This is a genomic window from Vibrio sp. SCSIO 43097 (assembly GCF_023650755.1).
Lineage (GTDB): Bacteria > Pseudomonadota > Gammaproteobacteria > Enterobacterales > Vibrionaceae > Vibrio > Vibrio alginolyticus.
On the sequence record NZ_CP071841.1, the window covers coordinates 626,556 to 650,458 of the forward strand.

6 protein-coding genes are annotated in these 23,903 nt (G+C 46.0%); 3 read left to right on the top strand and 3 right to left on the bottom strand.

Going from position 1 to position 23,903, the window contains the following annotated elements; all coding sequences use genetic code 11:
- Positions 1–180 precede the first annotated feature (180 nt).
- Positions 181–18,801: a retention module-containing protein gene (locus J4N40_RS19260; RefSeq protein ID WP_250654664.1), complete on the bottom strand. Its 18,621-nt coding sequence runs from the start codon at positions 18,799–18,801 to the stop codon at positions 181–183.
- Positions 18,802–19,662: 861 nt separating this feature from the next.
- Between J4N40_RS19260 and J4N40_RS19265 the strand changes: the two genes are divergently transcribed.
- Positions 19,663–19,914, top strand: coding sequence for a YgjV family protein (locus J4N40_RS19265; RefSeq protein WP_005376619.1), 252 nt, complete (start codon positions 19,663–19,665; stop codon positions 19,912–19,914).
- An 88-nt stretch (positions 19,915–20,002) separates the two neighbouring features.
- On the opposite strand, the gene J4N40_RS19270 is transcribed toward J4N40_RS19265, so the two are convergent.
- Together J4N40_RS19270 and J4N40_RS19275 are read right to left on the bottom strand one after the other, a co-directional pair.
- Positions 20,003–20,284 (bottom strand): DUF2218 domain-containing protein, encoded by a 282-nt coding sequence (locus J4N40_RS19270; RefSeq protein ID WP_250654665.1) that lies wholly within the window; start codon positions 20,282–20,284, stop codon positions 20,003–20,005.
- A 41-nt stretch (positions 20,285–20,325) separates the two neighbouring features.
- Complete coding sequence (locus J4N40_RS19275; protein WP_005382608.1) at positions 20,326–22,332, bottom strand: TonB-dependent siderophore receptor; 2,007 nt, start codon at positions 22,330–22,332, stop codon at positions 20,326–20,328.
- 116 nt (positions 22,333–22,448) lie between these two features.
- Between J4N40_RS19275 and J4N40_RS19280 the strand changes: the two genes are divergently transcribed.
- Together J4N40_RS19280 and cueR are read left to right on the top strand one after the other, a co-directional pair.
- Positions 22,449–23,417, top strand: a complete 969-nt coding sequence (locus J4N40_RS19280) for a helix-turn-helix domain-containing protein (RefSeq protein WP_250654666.1) — start codon at positions 22,449–22,451, stop codon at positions 23,415–23,417.
- Between the two features lie 87 nt (positions 23,418–23,504).
- Positions 23,505–23,891, top strand: coding sequence for a Cu(I)-responsive transcriptional regulator (gene cueR / locus J4N40_RS19285; protein ID WP_005376627.1), 387 nt, complete (start codon positions 23,505–23,507; stop codon positions 23,889–23,891).
- Positions 23,892–23,903 lie beyond the last annotated feature (12 nt).

Consider the following 23,903-nt stretch of genomic DNA (forward strand, 5'->3'; position numbering starts at 1 on the left):
ATTTAACGTCAAATTATCGCTATTTTAATTTCCAACTATCACTATAACGTCGTAACAAGATAACCCCTTTGCTTCGCACTTTATTTCTATTTCGATTCAAATACTCCTGTTTAAAATCAAGCTTTCCCGAAAAAAATGGGCGGCTTATCAGAGCCGCCCATTTTTGTGTTGTATACAGGTTTATCCGTTATCAATAACACCGTTGTTGAGCAATGACTCTACAATCTCGTTGGAGCTAAGACCGTTGAAGTCGATTGAAGTACCTAAGTTTTCCACGACAATAGTCTGTTGAACATTTGCATCCGTCGTAATGTTCAGAGAAACACTTTCCGTCGATGCATCGTAGTCTGCCGAAATGTGACCAAGCAGATCATCCATGTCGATCATTGAGTTATTGAGATCAGAGATAACTTCACGTAAATCGATACTGTCTTCGTTAACAGTGAAGTCAGTAATGGTATCCACTGCCCCTTCATCAACGGAATCTACCGTCCACTTGAAGATATCGCTGCCGTCTCCACCCGTTAAGATATCTGAGCCTAAGCCACCGATAAGCACGTCATCACCATCACCACCCAGAATAACGTCGTCACCGTCTCCACCAATCAAGTTGGTACCTGTGTCTCCGCTGACTAAATAGCTGTCGTCCACTGCGGTTGACTGGTCAATATCGTCGCTATCACTACTCACATCCAAACTAATTTGGACAGGTGAAGACTGCGCTTCATCGCCATTAGATTCCGTTGATATCGCCGTAAGCGAAATATCGTAAGAACCGACATCAATACCACTGTTAGTATCTGTTGCGACAATTTCTAGCGTATCAATTTCATCGCTTGGTACTGTCCAAGTGGTACCATCGAAGCTAATGCCTGATGGAGAAACGCCACTTGTTACCTCAGCACTAGCTGGTACGCCCGTTAGCTCCAAAGACAGCACCTCGTCAATATCAGTAAGCGCCGCCATGATTCCGACAATCGCTAAACCTTGACTGCTCGCGGTTTGGCTAGCCGCAATTTGACGAATGTAATTAAACTGAGGATTGATACTCAATGTAGGTGCATCAGCTACAGGTGTCACATTGATAGTGAAGTCTTGATTCGCTTCCAATGCGGTACCCGATGCATTTTCGAAGTACACGCCGTTGTCTTCGACTTTCACCGATAAAGTGATTGAAGCTGCGTTGACATCTCCTGCATCCACAAATACACCCTCAGAAGCGTCTGTTGCTCCAAGAACGGAGTTAATATTATCTGGTGTGCCCATTAGGGTGATTTCACCAGCCATCCCCGCCCCAACAGTCACACCACTACCTGCTGGCGGCTCGACACGAAGGTCGCCCTCGGTAACTGTAAGAGTCACGGTCATGCTTTCATTTGCTTGTGCGCCCGCAAAGTCGACGTCACTCACACTAATACCCGTTACTTTCTGGCCATCAGCTTCATTGATCGTATCCGTTACCGACGTTGCAGTGATTTCAGGTGCGTCATTGGTAGCTTCAACATTCAACACTGCTGTGCCCGCGATTGTAATTGGGTCTGGAGCGCCGTTAGTGGTTCCGTCATCTGTGATTTCATAAGTGAAATTAACGTCACCAAAGAAATCTGCTGCGGGTTCAAACGTCCACTCTGTCGCACTCACTTGAGTCAGCGTGCCGGAAGCTGGATCCACTAACACAACATTATCGACGGTCAAGTTGTCTGACTCAGGATCACTTGCGTTGCTCAGCAACTCAGTAGCCGTAATAGTTACCGAACCACCATCTTCTTCCGTACTACTCAACGTTACCTCTGATGTTACCGGTGCATCGTTCACCTCAGTGACTTCGAAGGTCGCCGTTCCTGACACCGTTTGAGGATCAGAAACACCGTTCGTTGTACCGTTGTCGGTAATGTCGTAGGTCAGATCGACCTTGCCGTTGTAGCCAGGCGCAGGAGTAAATGACCATGTACCTGTTACGTTGTCGAAATCCAATGTGCCGCTGCTTGGATCAACCAACTGGACATTGCTCACCATCAAGGTGTCGTTTTCAATATCAGACGCATTCGCCAACAAATCAGCTTGGGTAATATCAACCGCCGTACTGTCTTCTGCGATATCAGAAAGTGTCACTTCAGACGTCGTTGGAGCATCATTGACTTCCGTTACGTTGAACGATGCGCTGCCGTTAACCGATTTAGGATCGGATGCACCACTTGTCGTGCCATCATCTGTAATGGTGTACGTGATTTCAACTGGACCGTTGTAATCTGGTGCTGGGGTAAATTCCCACTCTCCCGTACCACTGTTGAAAGTAATGCTACCCGAATTCGGATCCGTTAACTGAACATTGCTGACCGTGAGGTTATCGTTCTCTACGTCTGTCGCATTCGCAATAAGATCCGCTTCAGAGATGGAGAACACACCACTATCTTCTTCAATATCCGGTAGCGTCACTGGCGTAGTTTCTGGGGTATCATTCACCGCTGTCACTTCAATATTGAAGCTGCTGCTGTTGGTATTTAGGGTGTCATCTACCCCACCAATTACGATACCTTCATTACCTTGGTCATCGACTGTCACGTCCACCTGAACGTCACCAAAGAAGTTCAGGTCTGGATTAAACTCAATCAGACCGTCTGCAATGGCATTGTTTAGATCGGCCACTGTACCTTTCAGTTCAACGGAGTCCGTACCATCACCGCTCACGGTTAGGTTGTAAGTAGCGATGAGCGTTGGATTAAGCTCCAAGATACCGCTGTCGACGTTCACATTGAGTACATATTCAGCATTCGGATCATCGAGTACGGCATCAATATCGGTAATGCTGAAACCATCAAGCAGCATTGGCGTATCTTCTGGTGTTTCCACATCCACGGTATTGACGAACTCTGGACGATCGTTCACTGCTTCAACATCAACAGTGACATCAAACTCCTCTGCGGAGCCCAAGCTTTGACTGCCATCGAGCCCAGTATCAACGGCTTGCACTTTGAAATGCAGCGAACCATCCCATGAGTTATCGTTGCGATCCCCAGAATTAAACACCACTTGATCCAAGTCTTGAGCATTGATTTCTAAGACAAAAATGCCGCCGCCTTGGTCAGTAAACACTGTCCCATCAGGTAATGAAACACTCGCCCCATCAGGGACATTGGAGACCTCAACTCTCAGCGTCTCTGGATCATTTTCCTGGTAGTTTGCACCATCTCCGATGGACTCTTTGTTATCAACCACTAACGCATTTACATTAATAACAATGTCTTCGCCCTCATTACCTGCAGCCGAAGTATCGGGATTCACATCAACATCATCACCAATAGGATTGACAATAAGCGTAAAGTTGTTGTTTCGTTCCGTTGGAACTTGTAGCAACTCCTCTTGAATGAAGACCGTAATACCTATCTCAGCCTCGCCACTAAAGTGTTTTGGCGGTTTAATTTGGATGTCACTCAGGTCAATGGACGTCTGAGTGAGATCTTTTAGTTGAATACTCCATTCGCCCCCACCGTTGTTCTTAACAACATAATCAGAGGAATTGGATTTAACGATAAAGTCATCAGGAAGCCCCGTTAACTTGAGTGAAACGAAACTCTCAGAACCGTCATTATCGTTCAGGCTGATCGAAACACCAGAGCCCGATTGATTCAGCGAAATTAAAGTATCTTCGTCACCAATCACCGTGATTGGCTGCGTCGGATCGGCACCTGTAATGGTAATGTCATCAACGACTGGCGTAACTTCAAATGTGACATCGTCAGTGAAGGTTCTCACATCTATATTATCGCCAGAGTTATTCAAGATAGACTGATCAAACACAGCTTCATCAGTAATTTCTCCCTCGATATTAATCTTGACGGTATTTTGGCCACCACCTACGGGGTAATTTTCTTTTGGCTTAAACAGAACATTGTCAAGCGCACCAGCTAAAATCTCAGCTTCATTAAACTCAATACTGGTTCCTAAGCTGTTACCATTGGCATCAACAAACTCACCTAATGTTGTGTCATCAAGCTCTAACTTGATGTTCGTTAGTGTTTCTCGACCACCTTGAGTGTTGTTAAATTGATCGGCAAAATCAACACTCAAGTTAAGTTGGATTAAGCCATCTTCGTAACCAACACCATCCGCCGTGGGAACGTCGTTATTTAGATCAGTCACAGGTTGTTTGTTTGCATCCAAGCCGAAAGTACCGACGATATCTACTCTTACATTTGGTGTGACATCGCTATCCAACGGCTGATCCCCGGCTGAACTCGGAACGTCTGCAACCGGTAAAACCTGAACTGGAAACTGGACATTATTTTCTTTTTCATCACCGGACTCAGTGTCTTTAGTGACAAACCGAATTGGCAATTCGAAATCACCTGCGTAATCTTCTGCCAAGTGCATCGTCAAACCATCAAGGCCAGTAATATTTCCACTCGCATCGATATGGGCTTGGAACACGTATTTACCATTGACAAAATCAACATCCGTCCCCGTGATCACCAAACCAGGAGGAATGCCAGGAGCTGTCGGGTCGACGATAATAGTTAAGACATCTTCCACACCATCTGCATTAATCGCATCGACTTTCGACGTCAACTGAGCACCAAGGTTAATAGAATTGTCTTCCAACGCTTGAATTTGGACATCATCAGCCACCTGAATCTCTGCCGCTACACTCATTTTCGGTGTGAGGACGGTTGGAAACTCTAGTGTCACATCCGTTTGACGCACGACAGTCGCATCTTTTTCGTTGCCCAAATCTTCGCCCAAATCATTCACTTCTGCGTAAATGGTTAAGCCAATTTGAGAGAGACCACCGTTATCGCCATCGTCGCTGTCATCGCTTGGTGTTAAATCAAGGCCAGACGGCGCTTTAATTGAGAAGTTGTCTTCATCGGTTACTGTCCAGCGACCTCCACCTTCATTTAGTGCACCGACGATAACCAATTGGTTGAGGATCTCAGGGTCCACATTGTGAAATTGAACAACAAGTTGAGTCACCACTTCATCTGAAGACGCATCAAACTCTTGGTATTTAATGATATGAGCACCAGATTCGCCCCCCATAGAAGTGTTGATCGTAAAGTCAATGTTACCTTGATCGTCTGACTTCACGATATCGGTAGCACCACCACCACTTTCAGTGACAAGCAGACGGGTTTGGTCATCTATTGCCCCCGTATTATCCTCTGGCTCAACGATTGGATTAACTTGGACATTCACCGTACCATTGATGGTTTTCTCAGCGATACCTTCACCGGGATTCGAAGCGTCAACATATTCATGGTCAATCTCTTTCACAGTGACGGTTGTGGTCAAGTCAAAGTCAGTACTTGAATCCTGCTCCAACTGAACTTGAACATAGCCACTTTGAGAGATTTTAGCGGAAAAATCTTGCTCTGATTCACCGGCTTGCGGTGAAAGCGTTAGTGTTCCAGAAACAAGCGTTTGTGCCACACCATCTACATAGACCGTGCTGCCTGGAGGAAATCCAGAGATGGTTACATCACTAAAGAATTCATCGGTATCAGGGCTTTGTACGAGCGTCGGTTTCCAATCGATGTCAAAGCGCGTATCTTCATCTCCCTCCGATCGAACAACGTAGTTATCTTGAGCGTCAATAACGGGTTCGACCTTGATCCTTACCTCTCTTTCAATCACACGACTATGACCATCATTCTCGGTAACAATGATCGTCCCTGTAATCGCAATGTTTTCAGTTGAAGAGGCTTCCGGAATAATTTGAATACCGGAATTAAAATTCAGCCCAGTGATGTTTGCTTCGTAAATCGGTTGACCGTTACCATCATAGCCAACAAAGGTGAGGTCAACGCTTGAACCGTCTGAATCTACGACACGAACACCGTCGGGGATGTTGGACAGGATAACAGTAATGGCTTCTGAATCATCCTGTGGTCTATCGGCAACTTCACCAGATACAACCGAGAAGTTAAGGTTTACAACACCATTCTCTTCGATAGTCGTCTCTATCCCGGCCACATCTCCGTCTACGAATCGGTTCCAAACGTTCCCCGCGTCAATTAATACCGTGTCTGGTATGTCAGCAACACCTTTTACACCAACGATGACGGTCTTACTGCCCAGTGACAACACATCTTCTGTCGTACCGGTAGACAATGATGCTGTGTCTTTCACAATGCCTTCGACATTGAAAGTAAAGTCATCATTGCTGTGCAACGGAGGAAGAACTTCGACGTTCGCTAATTCAGACTCTGGCACTTCGTAATAAAGTACATTGCCGCCTGAATCGGTCACTTCTACTATCTGACTTGGGTTTGCTGAGTCCAGCCACACCAAAGTAACCCCATCAATTGAGAAGTTAGAAATGCGCACAAATAACGCTTCAGAACCATCTAAGTCCGCTGATGGTTTCATGGTGATCACTTCACTTAATTGGAGTGGATCGTGATCAGTGACAGGGTCTACCGTATTTTGAGTTCGAGCATTATCCTCAAACACATTAATTCGGTTTACAGTAAAACTACCTTTATCCGCAACTGGGTTTACATCAATAATGATGGTTTCGGTTTCTGAGCGAGCGGTATCTTTCCCAAGCAGTGGATTGTTGTTTTCCGTCGTAATAGCGGTGACATCAATTCTGATTTCGCCCGAGAAGTTATCTATCGGATCAACTTGAACTTCATCAATTCGGCTTGCATCCACCAGATAAACACCACCGGATTTTGGTATCGCACTACCATCTGAATAGACTAACTCTGCGTTACCTTCTCCTTGTGTAAAGACAAGCTCGTACACAATGCCTTCTGGGTTACTAGTGTCTTGGGTTTCAGCCGTGATGTTAAGTGCGACATTGTTTCCATCTTCATCAACCGAGTAGTTAAATTCGCTGCTTGCCGTCCACGTTGCAATATCTGCGACGGCAGCAACTTCAATGTCTAAACGACCATTAATCGTATGATCTGGCGTACCATTGTTAAGAATTTCCACGCGGATACGAGGATCGATACCAGAAGCATCGGTTGATGTATGACGATCTGGTACGAAGTACAAGTTATCTAACGAGACAAGCTCACCATTGAATGACTGCTCAACATTTGATGCGTCGAGAACAACCGTATTGCCCACAGATGTTAATTCAATGTAGTTGCCACTGCCGTCTCTGTAGTAGAACGTACCGTTGTGAGTATCAGCATCTCGAATAGTGATGTCACCTAAGCTCTCGTTACGGTCGATATCGTGTAAATTGATAACCAAGTCGACTTTCGCAGGGCTAACATCCAGCGTCGACAAGTTGTCCTGAGTATTTGCAGAGTCAACGCCCACAACGACACCATCACGCCCTTGGTCTTCGAACGCAGTAACGGTAGACGTGTCAATTTGCGCATTGCGGTCTCTTATCGAGATATCCACATCGGCATCTGCGATATCGCCATCACCATCGGTTGCAACAACGTTGATGGTGAAATCAATCGAGTCGGTTTCGGTATGGTCAAGGTCGTCATTCGGACGGAATGACACACTGCCATCGGTTCGAACAACCAAACGACCGATTTCAGTATCCACTCCGTCAAGAACCTTGTGAACAAATACGACTTGGTCGCTGCCGTTCAAATCGACAGAATCAGAATCAACACCATTTTGCTTAAAGTAAATGCCTGAATCATCAGCCGAGAATGAAGTCACTTGTGCGTCGTCAGCACCAAGGTCATCATCCCCCTCTACAGGGTCTCGGAATAAACGAACCGTGCGGCTGCCTTGCCCCTCAACACGCGAAATAGATGCATCGTGCAAGGTTGGAACATCATCGGTAATCGTCACTGGTAAGTTAATACCTGCCGTATCACCATCGACATCGGTCGCAAAGACTGGGAGATCAAGTATGAGTGTATCTTCGCCTTGAGTTGAGTGATCTAGCGCACCCTCAAGCGTAAACTTGTAAGAGCCGTCAGCGTTCAAAACTAGTGTGAACACTGAGTTACCATCAGGTGTTTGACCTTGATAAGTAAAGTTGTTGTTGCTTACCGCGGTTTGAACTAACGTCACCGCAAAACCACCTGAAGTTACTCCTGGTATCGGGTTAGAAGTAAGATCCAGCTGATAAGAGACAACGGTATCTGCCCCTTCCACCGTATCGAAATTGCCCGTTGCTTCTAGGCTGTCTTTGTTGGTTGCCTGAGAGCCGTTGGCAAGGTCATCCTCATCAACAGCCAAAGCATCTGCTGATTTAATTTCGGGAATGTCATCAACTACGGTAATTGGAAGATTCAGTGATGATGACGTGTCACCATCAAAGTCTGTTACTGTAATTGGAATATCAATGACAAGGTTGTTTTCACCTTGAACAGCGTCATGGTCGATTGGTCCCAACAGCTCAAATTGGTAGCTGTCATTATTCGCATCAAGAGACAGCGTGAAGATCTTAGTTGATGTGCCAGTAATAACCGCTTCGTAACTGGTTACTCCACCATTCGTGCTTACTAGATTCAACTCGATGCTGCTGCCGTTCGACGTTAAACCAGACACGACTGCATCGAGGTCTGAAACTTGGTAGCTGACAATCTTGTCTGCACCAGCAACGACCTCAAATCCGCCGTTCAATACCGTTGAATCACTACTTGTCGTGTCAGAGCCACCGGAAAGATCATCTTCATCAACGGTTTGTTGGCTAGAGTCTGTCACTTTCACAATAGCTGGAACATCGTCCACCACGGTGATCGGCAAGGTGATGTTATTGGACACATCGCCGTCAAAATCGGTCGCGTTGACTGGGAAGTTGATGACTAACGAGTTTTCATCGTTACCCGCAGGATGATCAAGTGCACCCAACAGTTCAAATTCATAACTGTCTGCTGAACCATTTAGCGTCAGTTTAAAGACGGTGTCCGTCGTACCTTGTACATAAGCTCGGTACTCAATCACACCATTTGAATTTGAAAACTCAACCAACTCAAGCGGTTGACCACCTGAGGTAAGTCCAGAAACAGGCGACGTTAAGCTATCCAACTGGAAGCTAACGATAGAGTCGGCACCATCAGTAACGTCAAAGTTGCCACCAATGATATTGGATTCTGGCGTGTCGTCCGAACCTTGGCTCGGAATATCATCCTCATCCACAGACAAGGTACTACCAGAGCTAATAGCATCAATGGTTGGCTTGTCATCTACGATGGTCACTGGCAAGGTCGCAGTGATGATATCGTTGTCGCCATCCGTGATCTTCACAGGTAGATTCAACAAAATCTCATCAGAGTTAACCGCGTGATCTAACTGACCAGATAACTCAAAGTCGTATTTACCATCTTGATGAAGTGTCAACGTGAAGACCGTCACTCCACCCGGAGTTTGTCCCACGTAAACACGCGCGTCAGCAGTTGAAGCACCAACGTCTTGAGAAAGTGTTACCTCTTCTCCACCCGATTTCAGATTCGGGATAGGATTTGAGCTCAGATCCAATTCGAAAGCATCAATACCATCTGCGCTAGTGACTTCGAACTCACCTGATACCGTTAATGGCTCTTTCGTTCCATCAGAACCAAGAGGTAAGTCATCTTCGTCGACACGTAGACTTTCAATATTGGTAACAACTGGAACATCATCCACAACGGTAATTGGCAATGTGAAGGCTGGTGAAGTATCACCATCATTATCTGTCGCCGTCACAGGGAGGTTAATAACAATCTCGTTTTGCTGATTACCATCGGGATGATCAAGCGGCTTCTGTAAATCGAACTCATAGGAGTTGTTCGTTGCATCCAGCGTCAGTTCGAAAACCACTTCAGCAGGATTGCCAGCAACACCTTGGTATACGTTCACGCCATTTGCGCTAGAAGACAGAACTAAGGTGATAGCTTCACCATCTGAAGTCAGTGACGCAACAGGCGTGGTCAGGTCACTCAGCTGAATAGAAGCAACTTGGTCAGCACCTCCGGTGATATCAAAAGTACCTGAAATAACAGTATCTTCTGCACTTGCAGCATCCGTACCTGCTGGTAGGCCATCTTCATCAACGGTTTGTTCGCTGCCTGCTAGCAAACCATCAATGGTCGGAACATCATCCACAACCGTAATTGGTAAGGTGATGTTGTTCGACACGTCTCCATCAAAGTCAGTCGCGTTTATCGGTAAATTGATGACCAGTTCATTTTGGCCATCAGCATTTGGATGATCGAGAGGAGCAAGCAAATCGAACGTGTAGCTGTCATCAGAGGCATCAAGGGTCACACGGAATACTGGTGTCGTCGTGCCATCAATACGAGCTTCGTAAACTGAAACGCCACCTGCGTTTGATACTTCAACCATAACCAGAGATTGACCACCAGAGGTCAGGCCTTGTACTGGCGTCGTCAGGTCAGAAACGCTGTACTCCAAAATGCCATCAGAACCATCAGTCGCGATGAAGTTACCTGCAATGCTGTTCGACTGCGTACCATCAGATCCGACTGTTGGGATATCGTCCTCGTCAACCGTTTGCACACTTGTTGCTTCGATGCCACCAAGTGTCGGTTTGTCATCAACGATCTTGACAGGAATTGTCTCAGCAGACGTGTCGCCATCAAAGTCGGTTGCGATGATTGGGAAGTTCAGTGTCAGCTCGTCACTATCTACCGCGTGGTCGATTGGACCTTCTAGCGTGAAGTTATAAGAGCCATCGGTATTCACTGTCAGCGTAAAGACCGCTTCAGTCCCCGCTGCCGCTTCGTAAGTAAAGCTACCATCGCCGTTTGCGGTTTCCGTCAGTGTGACTGCCACGCCTTGTGATGTGAGTCCAGCTACTGGTGTTGCAGAAGCATCGAGCTGATAGCTCACCACTCGGTCCGAGCCTTGTGTGGTGGTGAAGTTGCCATCGATTGAAATCGGGTCAGTTTGGTCTGAGCCAATCGTACCTAAATCATCCTCATCAACGGTAATCGCATCAACATCGGTAATAGTTGGCTTATCGTCCACGATGGTGACTGGGATCGTTTCTGTGGTGGTATCACCATCAAAATCCGTTGCGATGATTGGGAAGTTCAGTGTCAGTTCATCACTGTCTACCGCATGGTCGATTGGACCTTGCAGCGTGAAGTTGTATGAACCATCCGTATTAACGGTCAGCGTAAATACTGCTTCAGTTCCTGCTGTCGCTTCATAAGTGTAGCTACCGTCGCCGTTTGCGGTTTCAGTCAGCGTGACGGCCACACCTTGTGATGTTAGGCCATCAACTGGCGTTGCAGCAGCATCCAATTGGTAGCTTGCTACCCCATCAGAACCTTGCGTTGTAGTGAAGTTGCCGTCGAATGAAATTGGATCTGAGCCGTCGGAGCCAATCGTCGCTAAGTCATCTTCATCCACGCGGATTGCGTCTACGTCAGTGATGGTTGGTTTATCATCAACGATGGTGACAGGTAACGTCTTCGATGAGGTGTCGCCATCAAAGTCTGTTGCGATAATCGGGAAGTCGATTTGCAGACTGTCGCTATTCACCGCATGGTCTAGTGGGCCCTGCAGAGTAAAGGTGTAGCTGCCGTCTGGCTTCACCACCAATTCAAATACGGCATTGCCATCTGCTGTGGCAGTGTAAGTAAAGCTGCCATCACCATTTGTTGTCTCAGCAAGTACGACAGGCTCACCGTGAGAGGTTAACCCTGCTACTGGATCTGCTGTTGCATCAAGCTGGTATTTAACAACGCTGTCCGAGCCTTCAGTTGTGCTGAAAGAACCCGACATGAACGCATTATCGTTTTGGTCTGAGCCAATTGAAGCGAGATCATCTTCATCCACTGTCAGTGGAACAACGTTATCGATGGTTGGAACGTCATCAGTAATCGTGACTGGAATGGTCGCGGTCGTCGTATCGCCATCAAAGTCTGTTGCAATGATTGGGAAGTTCAGAACTAATTCATCGCTGTTTAACGCATGATCAACCGGACCTTCTAGACGGAAGTTATATGTGCCGTCTGCATTCACCTTCATGGTGAAGACCGGATTGCCATCCGCGGTAGCTACGTAAGTAAAGCTGCCATCAGCATTCGCAGTCTCTACCAAAGTAACAGGCTCGCCTTGGGAGGTTAGCCCCGAAACAGGATCAGCCGTTGAATCAAGTTGGTAGCTCACCACACGGTCTGAACCTTGAGTAGTCGTAAACGCGCCTTCAACAAACACAGCGTCAGTTTGGTCTGAGCCAATGCCTGATAAATCATCTTCGTCTACAGCCAGAGGCACGACATTATCAATGATTGGTGCATCATCCGTAATCGTGACTGGAATGGTTGCCGAAGTCGTATCACCATCAAAATCGGTGGCAATAATTGGGAAATCAATCGTCAGGCTGTCACTGTTAGCTGCATGATCAATCGGGCCTTGCAGCGTAAAATCGTAAGTGCCATCTGTTGCTACGTTTAACGTGAATACCGGATTGCCGTCTGCGGTCGCCACATAAGTAAAGCTGCCATCACCGTTGGCGGTTTCCACCAAGATAATCGCCTCACCTTGAGAGGTCAGCCCCGCAACAGGATCAGCAGTTGAATCCAGTTGATAGCTCACCACTCGGTCAGAGCCTTGAGTGGTGGTAAACGCACCTTCAACGAACAGATCGCCGCCAGGGTCGGAACCCACACCGCTAAGGTCATCTTCATCGACACTTAACGCATCCACCGCTGTGATGGTCGGTACATCATCAACAATTGTGACTGGAATGGTTTCAGTAACGGTGTCGCCATCGAAGTCGGTTGCGATAATTGGGAAGTTAAGCGTCAACTCATCACTATCAATCGCGTGATCAATTGGTCCTTCAAGTGTGAAGTTATAAGAGCCATCAGTATTCACTGTCAGCGTAAAGACCGCTTCAGAGCCCGCTGTTGCTTCGTAGGTAAAACTGCCATCCCCATTTGCAGTTTCTGTTAGCGTGACCGCCACACCTTGCGAGGTTAAACCGTCAACTGGTGCTGATGTGCCATCGAGTTGGTAGCTCACCACTCGGTCTGAACCTTGCGTGGTGGTGAAGTTACCATCAATAGAAATTGGATCACTTTGGTCTGAACCGATTGACGCTAGATCATCTTCATCAACCGTGATGGCATCCACGTCCGTAATAACTGGCTTATCGTCCACAATTGTCACTGGGATAGTGGCATTTGTGGTATCGCCATCAAAGTCTGTTGCGATGATTGGGAAGTTGAGCGTTAACTCATCACTATCAACAGCATGATCAATTGGCCCTTCTAGCGTGAAGTTATAAGAGCCATCAGTATTCACTGTCAGCGTAAAGACCGCTTCACTCCCCGCCGTCGCCTCGTAAGTAAAGCTGCCATCGCCGTTTGCGGTTTCAGTTAGCGTGACTGCCACGCCTTGTGATGTGAGTCCAGCTACTGGTGTTGCAGAAGCATCGAGCTGATAGCTCACCACTCGGTCCGAGCCTTGTGTGGTGGTGAAGTTGCCATCGATTGAAATCGGGTCAGTTTGGTCTGAGCCAATCGTACCTAAATCATCCTCATCAACGGTAATCGCATCAACATTGGTAATAGTTGGCTTATCGTCAACGATGGTGACTGGGAGCGTTTCTGTGGTGGTATCACCATCAAAATCCGTCGCGATGATTGGGAAGTTCAGTGTCAGTTCATCACTGTCTACCGCATGGTCGATTGGACCTTGCAACGTGAAGTTGTATGAGCCATCCGTATTAACGGTCAGCGTAAATACTGCTTCAGTTCCTGCTGTCGCTTCATAAGTGTAGCTACCGTCGCCGTTTGCGGTTTCAGTCAGCGTGACGGCCACACCTTGTGATGTTAGACCATCAACTGGCGTTGCAGCAGCATCCAATTGGTAGCTTACTACCCCATCAGAGCCTTGCGTTGTAGTGAAGTTGCCATCGATCGAAATTGGATCTGAGCCGTCGGAGCCAATCGTCGCTAAGTCATCTTCATCCACGCGGATTGCGTCTACGTCAGTGATGGTTGGTTTATCATCAACGATGGTGACAGGTAACGTCTTCGATGAGGTGTCGCCATCAAAGTCTGTTGCGATAATCGGGAAGTCGATTTGCAGACTGTCGCTATTCACCGCATGGTCTAGTGGGCCCTGCAGAGTAAAGGTGTAGCTGCCATCTGGCTTCACCACCAATTCAAATACGGCATTGCCATCTGCTGTGGCAGTGTAAGTAAAGCTGCCATCACCATTTGTTGTCTCAGCAAGTACGACAGGCTCACCATGAGAGGTTAACCCTGCTACTGGATCTGCTGTTGCATCAAGCTGGTATTTAACAACGCTGTCCGAGCCTTCAGTTGTGCTGAAAGAACCCGACATGAACGCATCATCGTTTTGGTCTGAGCCAATTGTAGCGAGATCATCTTCGTCTACTGTCAGTGGAACAACGTTATTAATGGTTGGAACGTCATCAGTAATCGTGACTGGAATGGTCGCGGTCGTCGTATCGCCATCAAAGTCTGTTGCAATGATTGGGAAGTTCAGTACTAACTCGTCGCTGTTTAACGCATGATCCACCGGACCTTCTAGACGGAAGTTGTATGTGCCGTCTGCATTCACGTTCATGGTGAAGACAGGATTGCCATCCGCGGTAGCCACGTAAGTAAAGCTGCCATCGACATTCGCAGTCTCTACCAAAGTAACAGGCTCACCTTGGGAGGTTAATCCCGAAACAGGATCAGAAGTTGAATCAAGTTGGTAACTCACCACTCGGTCTGAGCCTTGAGTAGTAGTGAACGCGCCTTCAACAAACACAGCGTCAGTTTGGTCTGAGCCAATGCCTGATAAATCATCTTCATCCACAGCCAGAGGCACAACATTATCGATGATTGGTGCATCATCCGTAATTGTAACTGGAATGGTTGCCGTGGTCGTATCACCATCAAAATCGGTGGCAATAATAGGGAAATCAATCGTCAGGCTGTCGCTGTTTGCTGCATGGTCAATCGGGCCTTGCAGCGTAAAGTCGTACGTACCATCTGTTGCTACATTCAACGTGAAGACAGGATTGCCGTCAGCGGTCGCAACATAAGTAAAGCTGCCGTCGCCATTCGCGGTTTCCACCAAGGTAATCGCCTCACCTTGAGAGGTCAGCCCCGCAACAGGATCTGCGGTTGAATCCAGTTGATAGCTCACCACTCGGTCAGAGCCTTGAGTGGTCGTAAACGCCCCTTCTACGAACAGATCGCCGCCTGGATCTGAGCCCACACCGCTAAGGTCGTCTTCATCAACACTTAACGCATCCACCGCTGTGATGGTCGGTACATCATCAACAATCGTAACTGGAATGGTTTCAGTAACGGTGTCGCCATCAAAGTCGGTTGCGATAATTGGGAAGTTCAGTGTCAGCTCATCACTATCCACCGCGTGATCAATCGGCCCTTCAAGCGTGAAGTTGTAAGAGCCATCAGTATCTACTGTCAGAGTAAATACTGGGTTACCACCCGCAGTCGCTTCATAAGTGAAACTACCATCACCATTTGCGGTTTCTGTCAGTGTGACAGCCACGCCTTGCGAGGTTAAACCGTCCACTGGTGTTGCTGAAGCATCGAGTTGGTAGCTCACCACTCGGTCTGAACCTTGTGTGGTGGTGAAGTTACCATCAATAGAAATCGGGTTGCTTTGGTCTGAGCCAATTGAGGCTAGATCATCTTCATCAACCGTGATTGCGTCGACGTCAGTAATCACTGGCTTATCGTCCACGATCGTCACAGGGATAGTGGCATTTGTGGTGTCGCCATCAAAATCTGTTGCGATGATTGGGAAGTTGAGTGTCAGCTCATCGCTATCTACCGCGTGGTCGATTGGCCCTTCAAGCGTGAAGTTATAAGAGCCATCAGTGTTCACTGTCAGTGTAAAGACCGACTCGGTGCCTGCTGTTGCTTGATAGGTAAAGCTGCCATCACCGTTTGCGGTTTCAGTCAGCGTGACGGCCACGCCTTGCGACGTTAAACCGTCAACTGGTGTTGATGCGCCATCAAGTTGGTAACTCACCACTCGGTCTGAACCTTGTGTGGTGGTGAAGTTACCATCAATAGAAATCGGATTGCTTTGGTCTGAGCCAATTGACGCTAGATCATCTTCATCAACCGTAATGGCGTCGACGTCAGTAATAACCGGCTTATCGTCCACGATGGTAACAGGCAATACGATTTGGCTTGTGTCACCATCGAAGTCTGTAGCAATAACGCTAAAATCAAGGGTTAAGCTGTCGCTATTTGCCGCATGGTCAATTGGACCTTGCAGCTCAAAACTGTACGAGCCGTCGGTATTCAAAATTAATGTGAAAACTGCACTGCCATTTGCCGTTGCGCTGTAGGTGTAACTGCCATCTGCATTTTGCGTTTCGGCAATGGAAACGGTTTGACCTTGAGATTGCAGGCCATTTAAAGAATCAGCGTTTACATCCAACTGATACTGTACGACGCCATCAGAACCCTGAGTCGTCGTGAACTGACCTTCAACCAGCGTTGGCTGTGATTGGTCAGAGCCTACCGAACTTAAGTCATCCTCATCGACGGTAAGAGCAACAACGTCATTAATGGTTGGCACATCATCGGCAATGGTTACCGGTAGAACAAGTGAACTGGTGTCACCGTCAAAGTCCGTTGCGACAATAGTGAAGTCTAGAGTTAAGCTATCGCTACCCACAGCATGATCGATTGGACCTTCAAGGGTAAATGAATAAGAACCGTCAGGGTTCACTTGTAAGGTGAAGATAGCGTCCCCTTCTGCCGTTGCAGAATAGGTAAAGCTGCCATCTGAATTGGTTGTTTCCGTCAGAGAGATAGATCGCCCCTGCGATTCCAACCCATTGAGTGGATCAGTGCCGCTCTCTAATTGATAACTTACAACACGGTCTGAGCCCTGAGTAGTCGTGAAGCTACCTTGCGCGAACACAGAGTCGCTTTGATCGGAGCCAATGCTTGATAAATCGTCTTCATCGACGGCTAGCGCATCAACGCCATCAATCGAAGGAACGTCATCTTGAACTTGAATGACAATTTGCGCAGCTTCTGGTGTGTTCGAACCTTCGGTAATAGAGGAGCGGTCACCATCCGCATCTACCGCGTAAACTGGCAGTGAGAAAGTGAGCGAGTCATCGTTAGCACCCGTATGGTCAAGTTGTTCATACAAGTTGAATTGGTATTCGCCCAATGCAGGTGCATCAATCGCCACATCAAATACGGTAATACGCACACCATCCAGCTCGATGAAGCCTTCGTAAGTACGTACGCCGTTACTCTCGGACGCTAGTTCTAGTTGAACAACCTGCCCTTGAGATTGGAGTTCTCCACCAACATTGAACTCTGTAGGTTCCAACTCATAGTGATCAATGATGTCACTTCCGACCGCTGTCGTGATCGACCCAGTACCACTTGTTACTGCCGCGCCTTCCTGTGAACCTTGGTCAACCCCCGCCTCATCTAAAGACAAGCCCGTCACGTTCTCAATCACTGGGTTATCGCCATCGAGGATGGTCATCGTAAAGGTGTTGCTTGCCGTATCTTGGTCATAGTCGACGATTGTGGTTGGTAAAGAGAGCTCAATCGTATCTTCACCGTTTGTTTGTTCTAACGGCTTAAATTGCTCAAATTGGTAGGTACCATCAGTATTCAGACTGATGGTTAAGACGGTTTCATTCGAGCCAGCAATGGACAAGGTGATAGTACTGCCGTCTTCAGAGAGTACCGCTTCTGTCGCCTGATTATCACTCAGTAGGCCATCGAACTGACTAAGTCCTTCTTGATTAAACGTGACCGTTGCCAATTGATCACTACCAATATCAACAAAGGTGCCAGTAATTGGTGTAGAAGAAGATTCAACGTTTTCAAAAGTAACGTTTTGCGGCGCAGGATCATCGCCATCAATAACGGTTGTCGTAAAATCGATAGGCGCTTGAATGCTGTTACCACCAATATCTGCACCTGTAATATCAAAAGCAATATTGATTTGATCACCGACGATCGATACTTGGCCATCAGCAACAGACGCAACATGGTCAACGCCCTGGCTAATCGTGGTAACGACTTCTAACTCTAAATCACGGCCTAAAGATGTCGCTTCGATCTCGATACGAAGCACTTCGTTACCACCTTGAGTGCCGATAATGGCATTTTGCGCTTCGTCGTAAACAAACGCCACTGGCTGACCACCAGAGGTAATGTCACTATTTAACTCGGTTAACAAAGACTCTAATGAGGACGTTTCAGGTACAAATGAAGCAGTATCAAGTGCGAGATCCCCTGCTTCAACCAGCACACTAGAAGAAATGGTTTGCGGGTAGCTAGATAGAGAAATTGAGCCTTCTGTTACGCTAGATTGCAGTGACTGCCCACCATCAGCAAAAATCGTGACATTCAAACCGTCATCTTCGTCGCGATCATCTTCTCCGCTGCGAGTCGCAGACGTTTCAAAAAAAGTAGAAGCGAGTACTTCCGGGTTATTATATTCAACCGTCACGTAGCCAGCATTAGCCGAGCCTTCAGCACCTGCGCCAGCAGCTGTTGCTTCTAAAATAGCGGTAGGGTCAGCTCCGTCTAAAATAGCTTGCTGGATAGCGGCAATATCGTTGGCGTCGAAGTCAGCACTTCCAATAGCCGTTGGGTCAAAAGTCACTAAGCCATTAACTGGAGATTGTACCAATACTGGTTCTAACGGTTCAGAAGAAGGCACAGGAAGACAAGCAACACAATTTGCATCGACCAGATAAAGCTCATTATTTATCTGTACGTCGACAGAAGCATTATTTTCTGTGATAATAATCTCGCCAGGTCTTAACTCATCCCCCGCTTTTATGACCTTAACGTTTCCATCCAGGCCCAAAACCAAAACTTCACCTTTGACAGCATTTACAATCGCGCTCTGCGGTACCGTGTGCGTACTCATCTGACCTCCGCTAATGGCTTACGTTTCCCATTAACCTTTTTAGATAATTTCTTATTAATTTAGTGCGGCATACTGCACACCTTTATACGATTAAACTAAGTATTGAATCATTAAACAATCGATAAATACCCTACTACCAAGCAACATAAGTAAAACTTACTCGTAGTCACAGAAATGTGACACATGTGCTGACGCGTAGATATCGAATAATTATATGAAATTGATACCTTATTCTGATTAAGTGTAGTTGTTTTAAGAAAAGAAGAGAGATGAAATCATTCAGCTAAACGCCAGACTGCCGGTTGCGATCAATAATGGAAGAAAAGCAATGAGAATGTTGTATACACCGGAGCGTGATGACAGCTTAATCAATATCGGTGACGAAAAAAACGTAACGATTAAATATTGAACAACATAAATTGCAGGACAAAATGCAACGATAAAAAAGTGGCTTACGATATGAATCCCCGCACACCACGAGTTCGGTTTTGTTCTGATATACAGCAAAAAAAACACGAGCAAGCTAATAATAAAATACATAAACACAGCACTTGAAAATAATTATCATTTTCAATGATATGTAAATATTCCCTTACTTTCAATGGTGTTTGAGCTATTAATGTCATCGTTATTATCAATCAACACAATAAGTAAAATTATCAGCAATTCCAGTCCTAAACGTTTGCGTAATCGCTAACCTTCTCTTAACCTTGATTTGAGGCTTTTATCACGGTTTTTCCATTGATATAGTGCGTCCATACAACAAAAAAAGACCATTCGAGGCATGGAGCTTCCTCATTAATCTCAAGATGAGAAGAATTGGTACCGACAAAATTCGGCAGATTTTAAGAGGGTCAAAAAATGGACATGAATATGGTTGAGATTTTAGGTTATGCAGCGTCAATCATGGTCGCTATTTCGCTAACTATGAAAGATATTGTTAAGCTTCGTATCCTTAACTTTATTGGTTGTGCGCTATTTACCGCTTACGGACTAATGATTGATTCTTGGCCTGTAGTACTAACTAACGGTTTTATTGCTTGCGTTAACATCTACTTCCTAGCAAAAATGCAGCAGGAAAAAAAAAGCCTAGAGCCTGAGAAAGCGCAATAGCATTCAAACAATAAAAGCCCGCAAATCATAAGATTGCGGGCTTTTGCTTTTAACATTCCCTTTCTATCACAGCATCCTTAAACGAGCGCTAACGAACCCAGCTAAGTGCTAGTGTTTCTCGACGAGAAAACATGTCCACATGCGATGAAATGATCGCCTTAACCGTATTCAGTTTCTCTTCTGAATCCGCCTCACAGGTTATAGTTAAGCTAGATACACAAAGGTTAAACTCAGCTTTTCCCGTCGGAAATGTCACCAAACCGCTATTTTCATTCCAAGTAGCAGGAACTTTTCGTCCAAAATGCCGACAAAGCGTCACTAAGTATTTGTCAGCGTGTTCGCTATCTATTCGGGTGCTTTCTTTAATCATGAACTTACTCGTTACTTTGAAACGTCCTATGAAGAACCTTGTTAGAATTGATAAGCTGCAGAGAGCTTGAAGTTGCGACCCGGCTCGTAGTCATCAAGCGTGAAGCCACGTGCAGTACCAGAACGAGACGCGTGAGAGCTGTACAACTCGTCAAATACATTATCAATACCAAAGGTCACCGACAGTCCATCAATATCAGACGGCACCCATTGAGCGTATAGATTATGTACATCATAACTTGCTTTCTTTGGCTGACCATCAAAGACGTTGTCTTCCTCTAGAACAAACATTGAGTTCCACCCGAAGATCGTTTCTAAAGCGTCTGACTGGTAATCCAAAGTTAGAGCAATGCTATCACCCATATCAATGCTACGCCCATTGCCCCCAGCAACAGGACCACCAGTATTCTTGTTTTTGGTGTCCGACTTAGAGTAAGAAAGTTTGCTGTTAAACTTGTCGTAACCATAAGAAGCACTTGCTTCAAAGCCTTTAATCTCAACATCACCTAAGTTGTAAATCAGGTAAGTTTGAGTCGCGTTTTGATACTGGTCTGCAATGTAATCATCAATTTCCGTTTGGAATACCGTAATATTCGCCCCAAAGAAATGCTTATCAAAGGTTTTATCAAAACGAACACCACCCTGCGTGTTCAATCCCGTTTCTGGCTTTAGCCCATCCTCTAAAAATGCAACGTCTTGGTAAGCAATAAAGGTTTCCATTAGCTCTGGACCTTTAAATAGAGAACGTGCACTCGCAAACAACGTCCAATCTTGAGTCACCGCCCACTCTGCTGCTAGAGCCCAAGTCACATCATCATAATTACTGGTTCCTGTCTCAGCTTTGCGTTTGTAATCATCAAAGCGCATACCTGCGGTAATAAAGAAGGCATCAGAGAAGAAGAACTGATCTTCTACAAACAGTGCGGTTGAAATCGCCGATTCGTCCATAAACTTACGACTACCGTAGTAACTCGAAGACGTTTTATCCATGTAGTCGAAGCCATAAGTGACTCGATTATCAAACTCACCTAACATAACATCTGACTGGAATTTGCCATTCAAACCAAAGTTTTGGTTTTTGGCGGTGTTCTTTGATAAACGGTTCGAGGGCCAACGAGGGGCCATCACCGTTTCGTCACGTTTAATTTCTGTCTCGGTATTATAAAGAGTGACGTTTCCTTGGTGTTGTTCGCCTCGCAACTCGTAACTCAAGGTAACGGTATCGCGGTCATAATCCGTAGGGATAAGTAACTTGCTCGACAGGCTATTATTTGCACTACCAGACATATCAGGACGCGGACTGTAATCTCCACTGTCTCGGTACATGTCATAAGAGAGCTCAAAACGATGGATGTCATTTAGTTCATACCCCAGCTTAGCCAGAATGTTGTAAACATCACCTGCAGCACCATAGGTTTTATTGCCATCACCATCTTCAAAATCATCACGCGTAACGTAATGGCCATAGACCATCGCATCAATGTTTTCGGACAAAAGTCCGTACAGTGTCAACGAACCTTGCTGGTTGTCGTTAGATGCATAGCCGCCATAAACACGCGCACCAAACTTTTCATCGTAACGAAGTAAGTCACGAGCGTCTTTCGTTTCAAAGTAAACCGAACCGCCTAACCCGTTTTGAGTCACAGAGTTATTACCTACCTGAATGTCCGCAGATTTGAGAATGTCAGGGTTCAGCGTCAAGTTACCAATATGATGGAACATGCTCGCATGCTGAGAAGCACCGTCAAGACGAATGTCCAAATCGGTTTCGCTCAAACCACGAATCGTAATACGTTGATTCACAGAGTGTGTTCCACCAACATCTACACCGGGAATATCGCGCAGTAAATCAGACATATGATCCGCTTGCTTCAGTGACATGTCGTCCGCAAACATCGACTCAGTGTTGCTGGAAACTTTCGTTCCCCATACAACGACCTCTTCAAAATGTGACTCAGTATCTTGAGCTAAAACAGGGGTTGATAGCGCCATTCCCACTGCAAGGCAAAGGCTTGAAAGCTTGATAGGTGAACAAGCAGGGCTTTCCATAACTTCATTCCTAAATATTAATGATAATAATTCTCAGGTATAATAAGCATGAGTTTTATAAATACAAAGGCGATTTGGTTATGCGAAATCGCACAAGTGTTATGAGGAAGTGTCAAATGCAGGAAGTCACAACAAAACGAACTAAAATTGCCAAGATAGCTTTAACCCAAAGACTAGAGGCGACAGAGAAACAATGGATTGTCACGCAAGGCCAACCTTGTCAAACTCAACTGGCCGAAGGTAAGTTCCTATCATATCAGTACAATGATCAAATTTTTGTTCATGGTGGGCGTTGTCTAGAACTTATTGATTCGAATATTGTTTCTACTGCACACGCCTCACTGCTGGTCACTATTCTTTTAGAAGGTAGACTCTCGTTTGGCTACGACGGTTTGCAATTTGATTTAGACGCGAGCGACGGCCCTAAGGGTGTAGTGGTGAACTTACTCAAACCTGCAAATTTTCGTCGTTCACTGCTCAAAGATAACCTCATTAATAAGATCAACATATTGGTTAAGCCCCAATGGCTAGAGGCCCGCCTTGAGCAAAATTGTAGCCATCGAGCCTTTTTTAACTCTCATCAGGCGTTTCAACAGTTGGAGCTTAACCAGACGCTATGCGAACTGGCTGAAACGTTAACAAATAGAGAAACACCGCAAGAGTTCCAAGAGAAGCTAGAGGTCGAAAGCTTGATCTATCAAATATTACATCAAGCCACCAAGCAAATTCCTAAGAATTTCAGTGCTAAAAACAGCAGTATTGAACGACACATTGATGGTCGGATTGAGGATATTGTCAGCTATATTGAAACTCACCTTGATCAAGAACTACGCTTAGAAAAGTTGGCGAGCCAGTTCTCAATGAGTGTTTCAAACCTGCAGCGCCGATTTAAACAATCACTTAATATGACCATAAACGGCTACATTCGTTTTCGACGTCTTGAGATTGCTAGGCAACATTTAGAACGTGGCTTAGTGACGATAACAGAAGCCGCCTATGAAGCCGGATACCACCACCCTTCTAACTTCACTTATGCCTTTAAAAAGGCATTTGGTGTGCCACCACATGAAGTGATTAAAGAGTAAGGGGACTCTAGGTAACTAACTGTTATTTAGGAGTGTCTTATCCACAACATCGGTATATACTCGCCTTAAACGTTATGGAGGTTAAACATGAATATTGGTGCTGTCGCGAAGCTCACAGGGCTTTCATCTAAGTCGATTCGATTATATGAAGACAAAGGGATCATATCTCCACCAGCGCGTAGCGACTCTGGCTATCGCGAATATTCAGATAATCATATTCAAGAGCTTAACTTGGTATCACGCGCAAAAAGCGCAGGCTTTTCATTGCAAGAATGCAAAGAGTTCGTACAACTTGCTCATAACCCCAACCGCAAAAGTAGCGAAGTAAAAGCAAGAACCATGGACAAACTGAGAGAGGTTGAAGAAAAAATTGCACACCTCATGGAGATCAAAACACAACTTGAAGGTTGGGTTTCTTCTTGTCCTGGAGATGCAGAGAGCCGATGCCCAATCATAGACGAGCTCACCAAGTAAGCCCGCCTATCT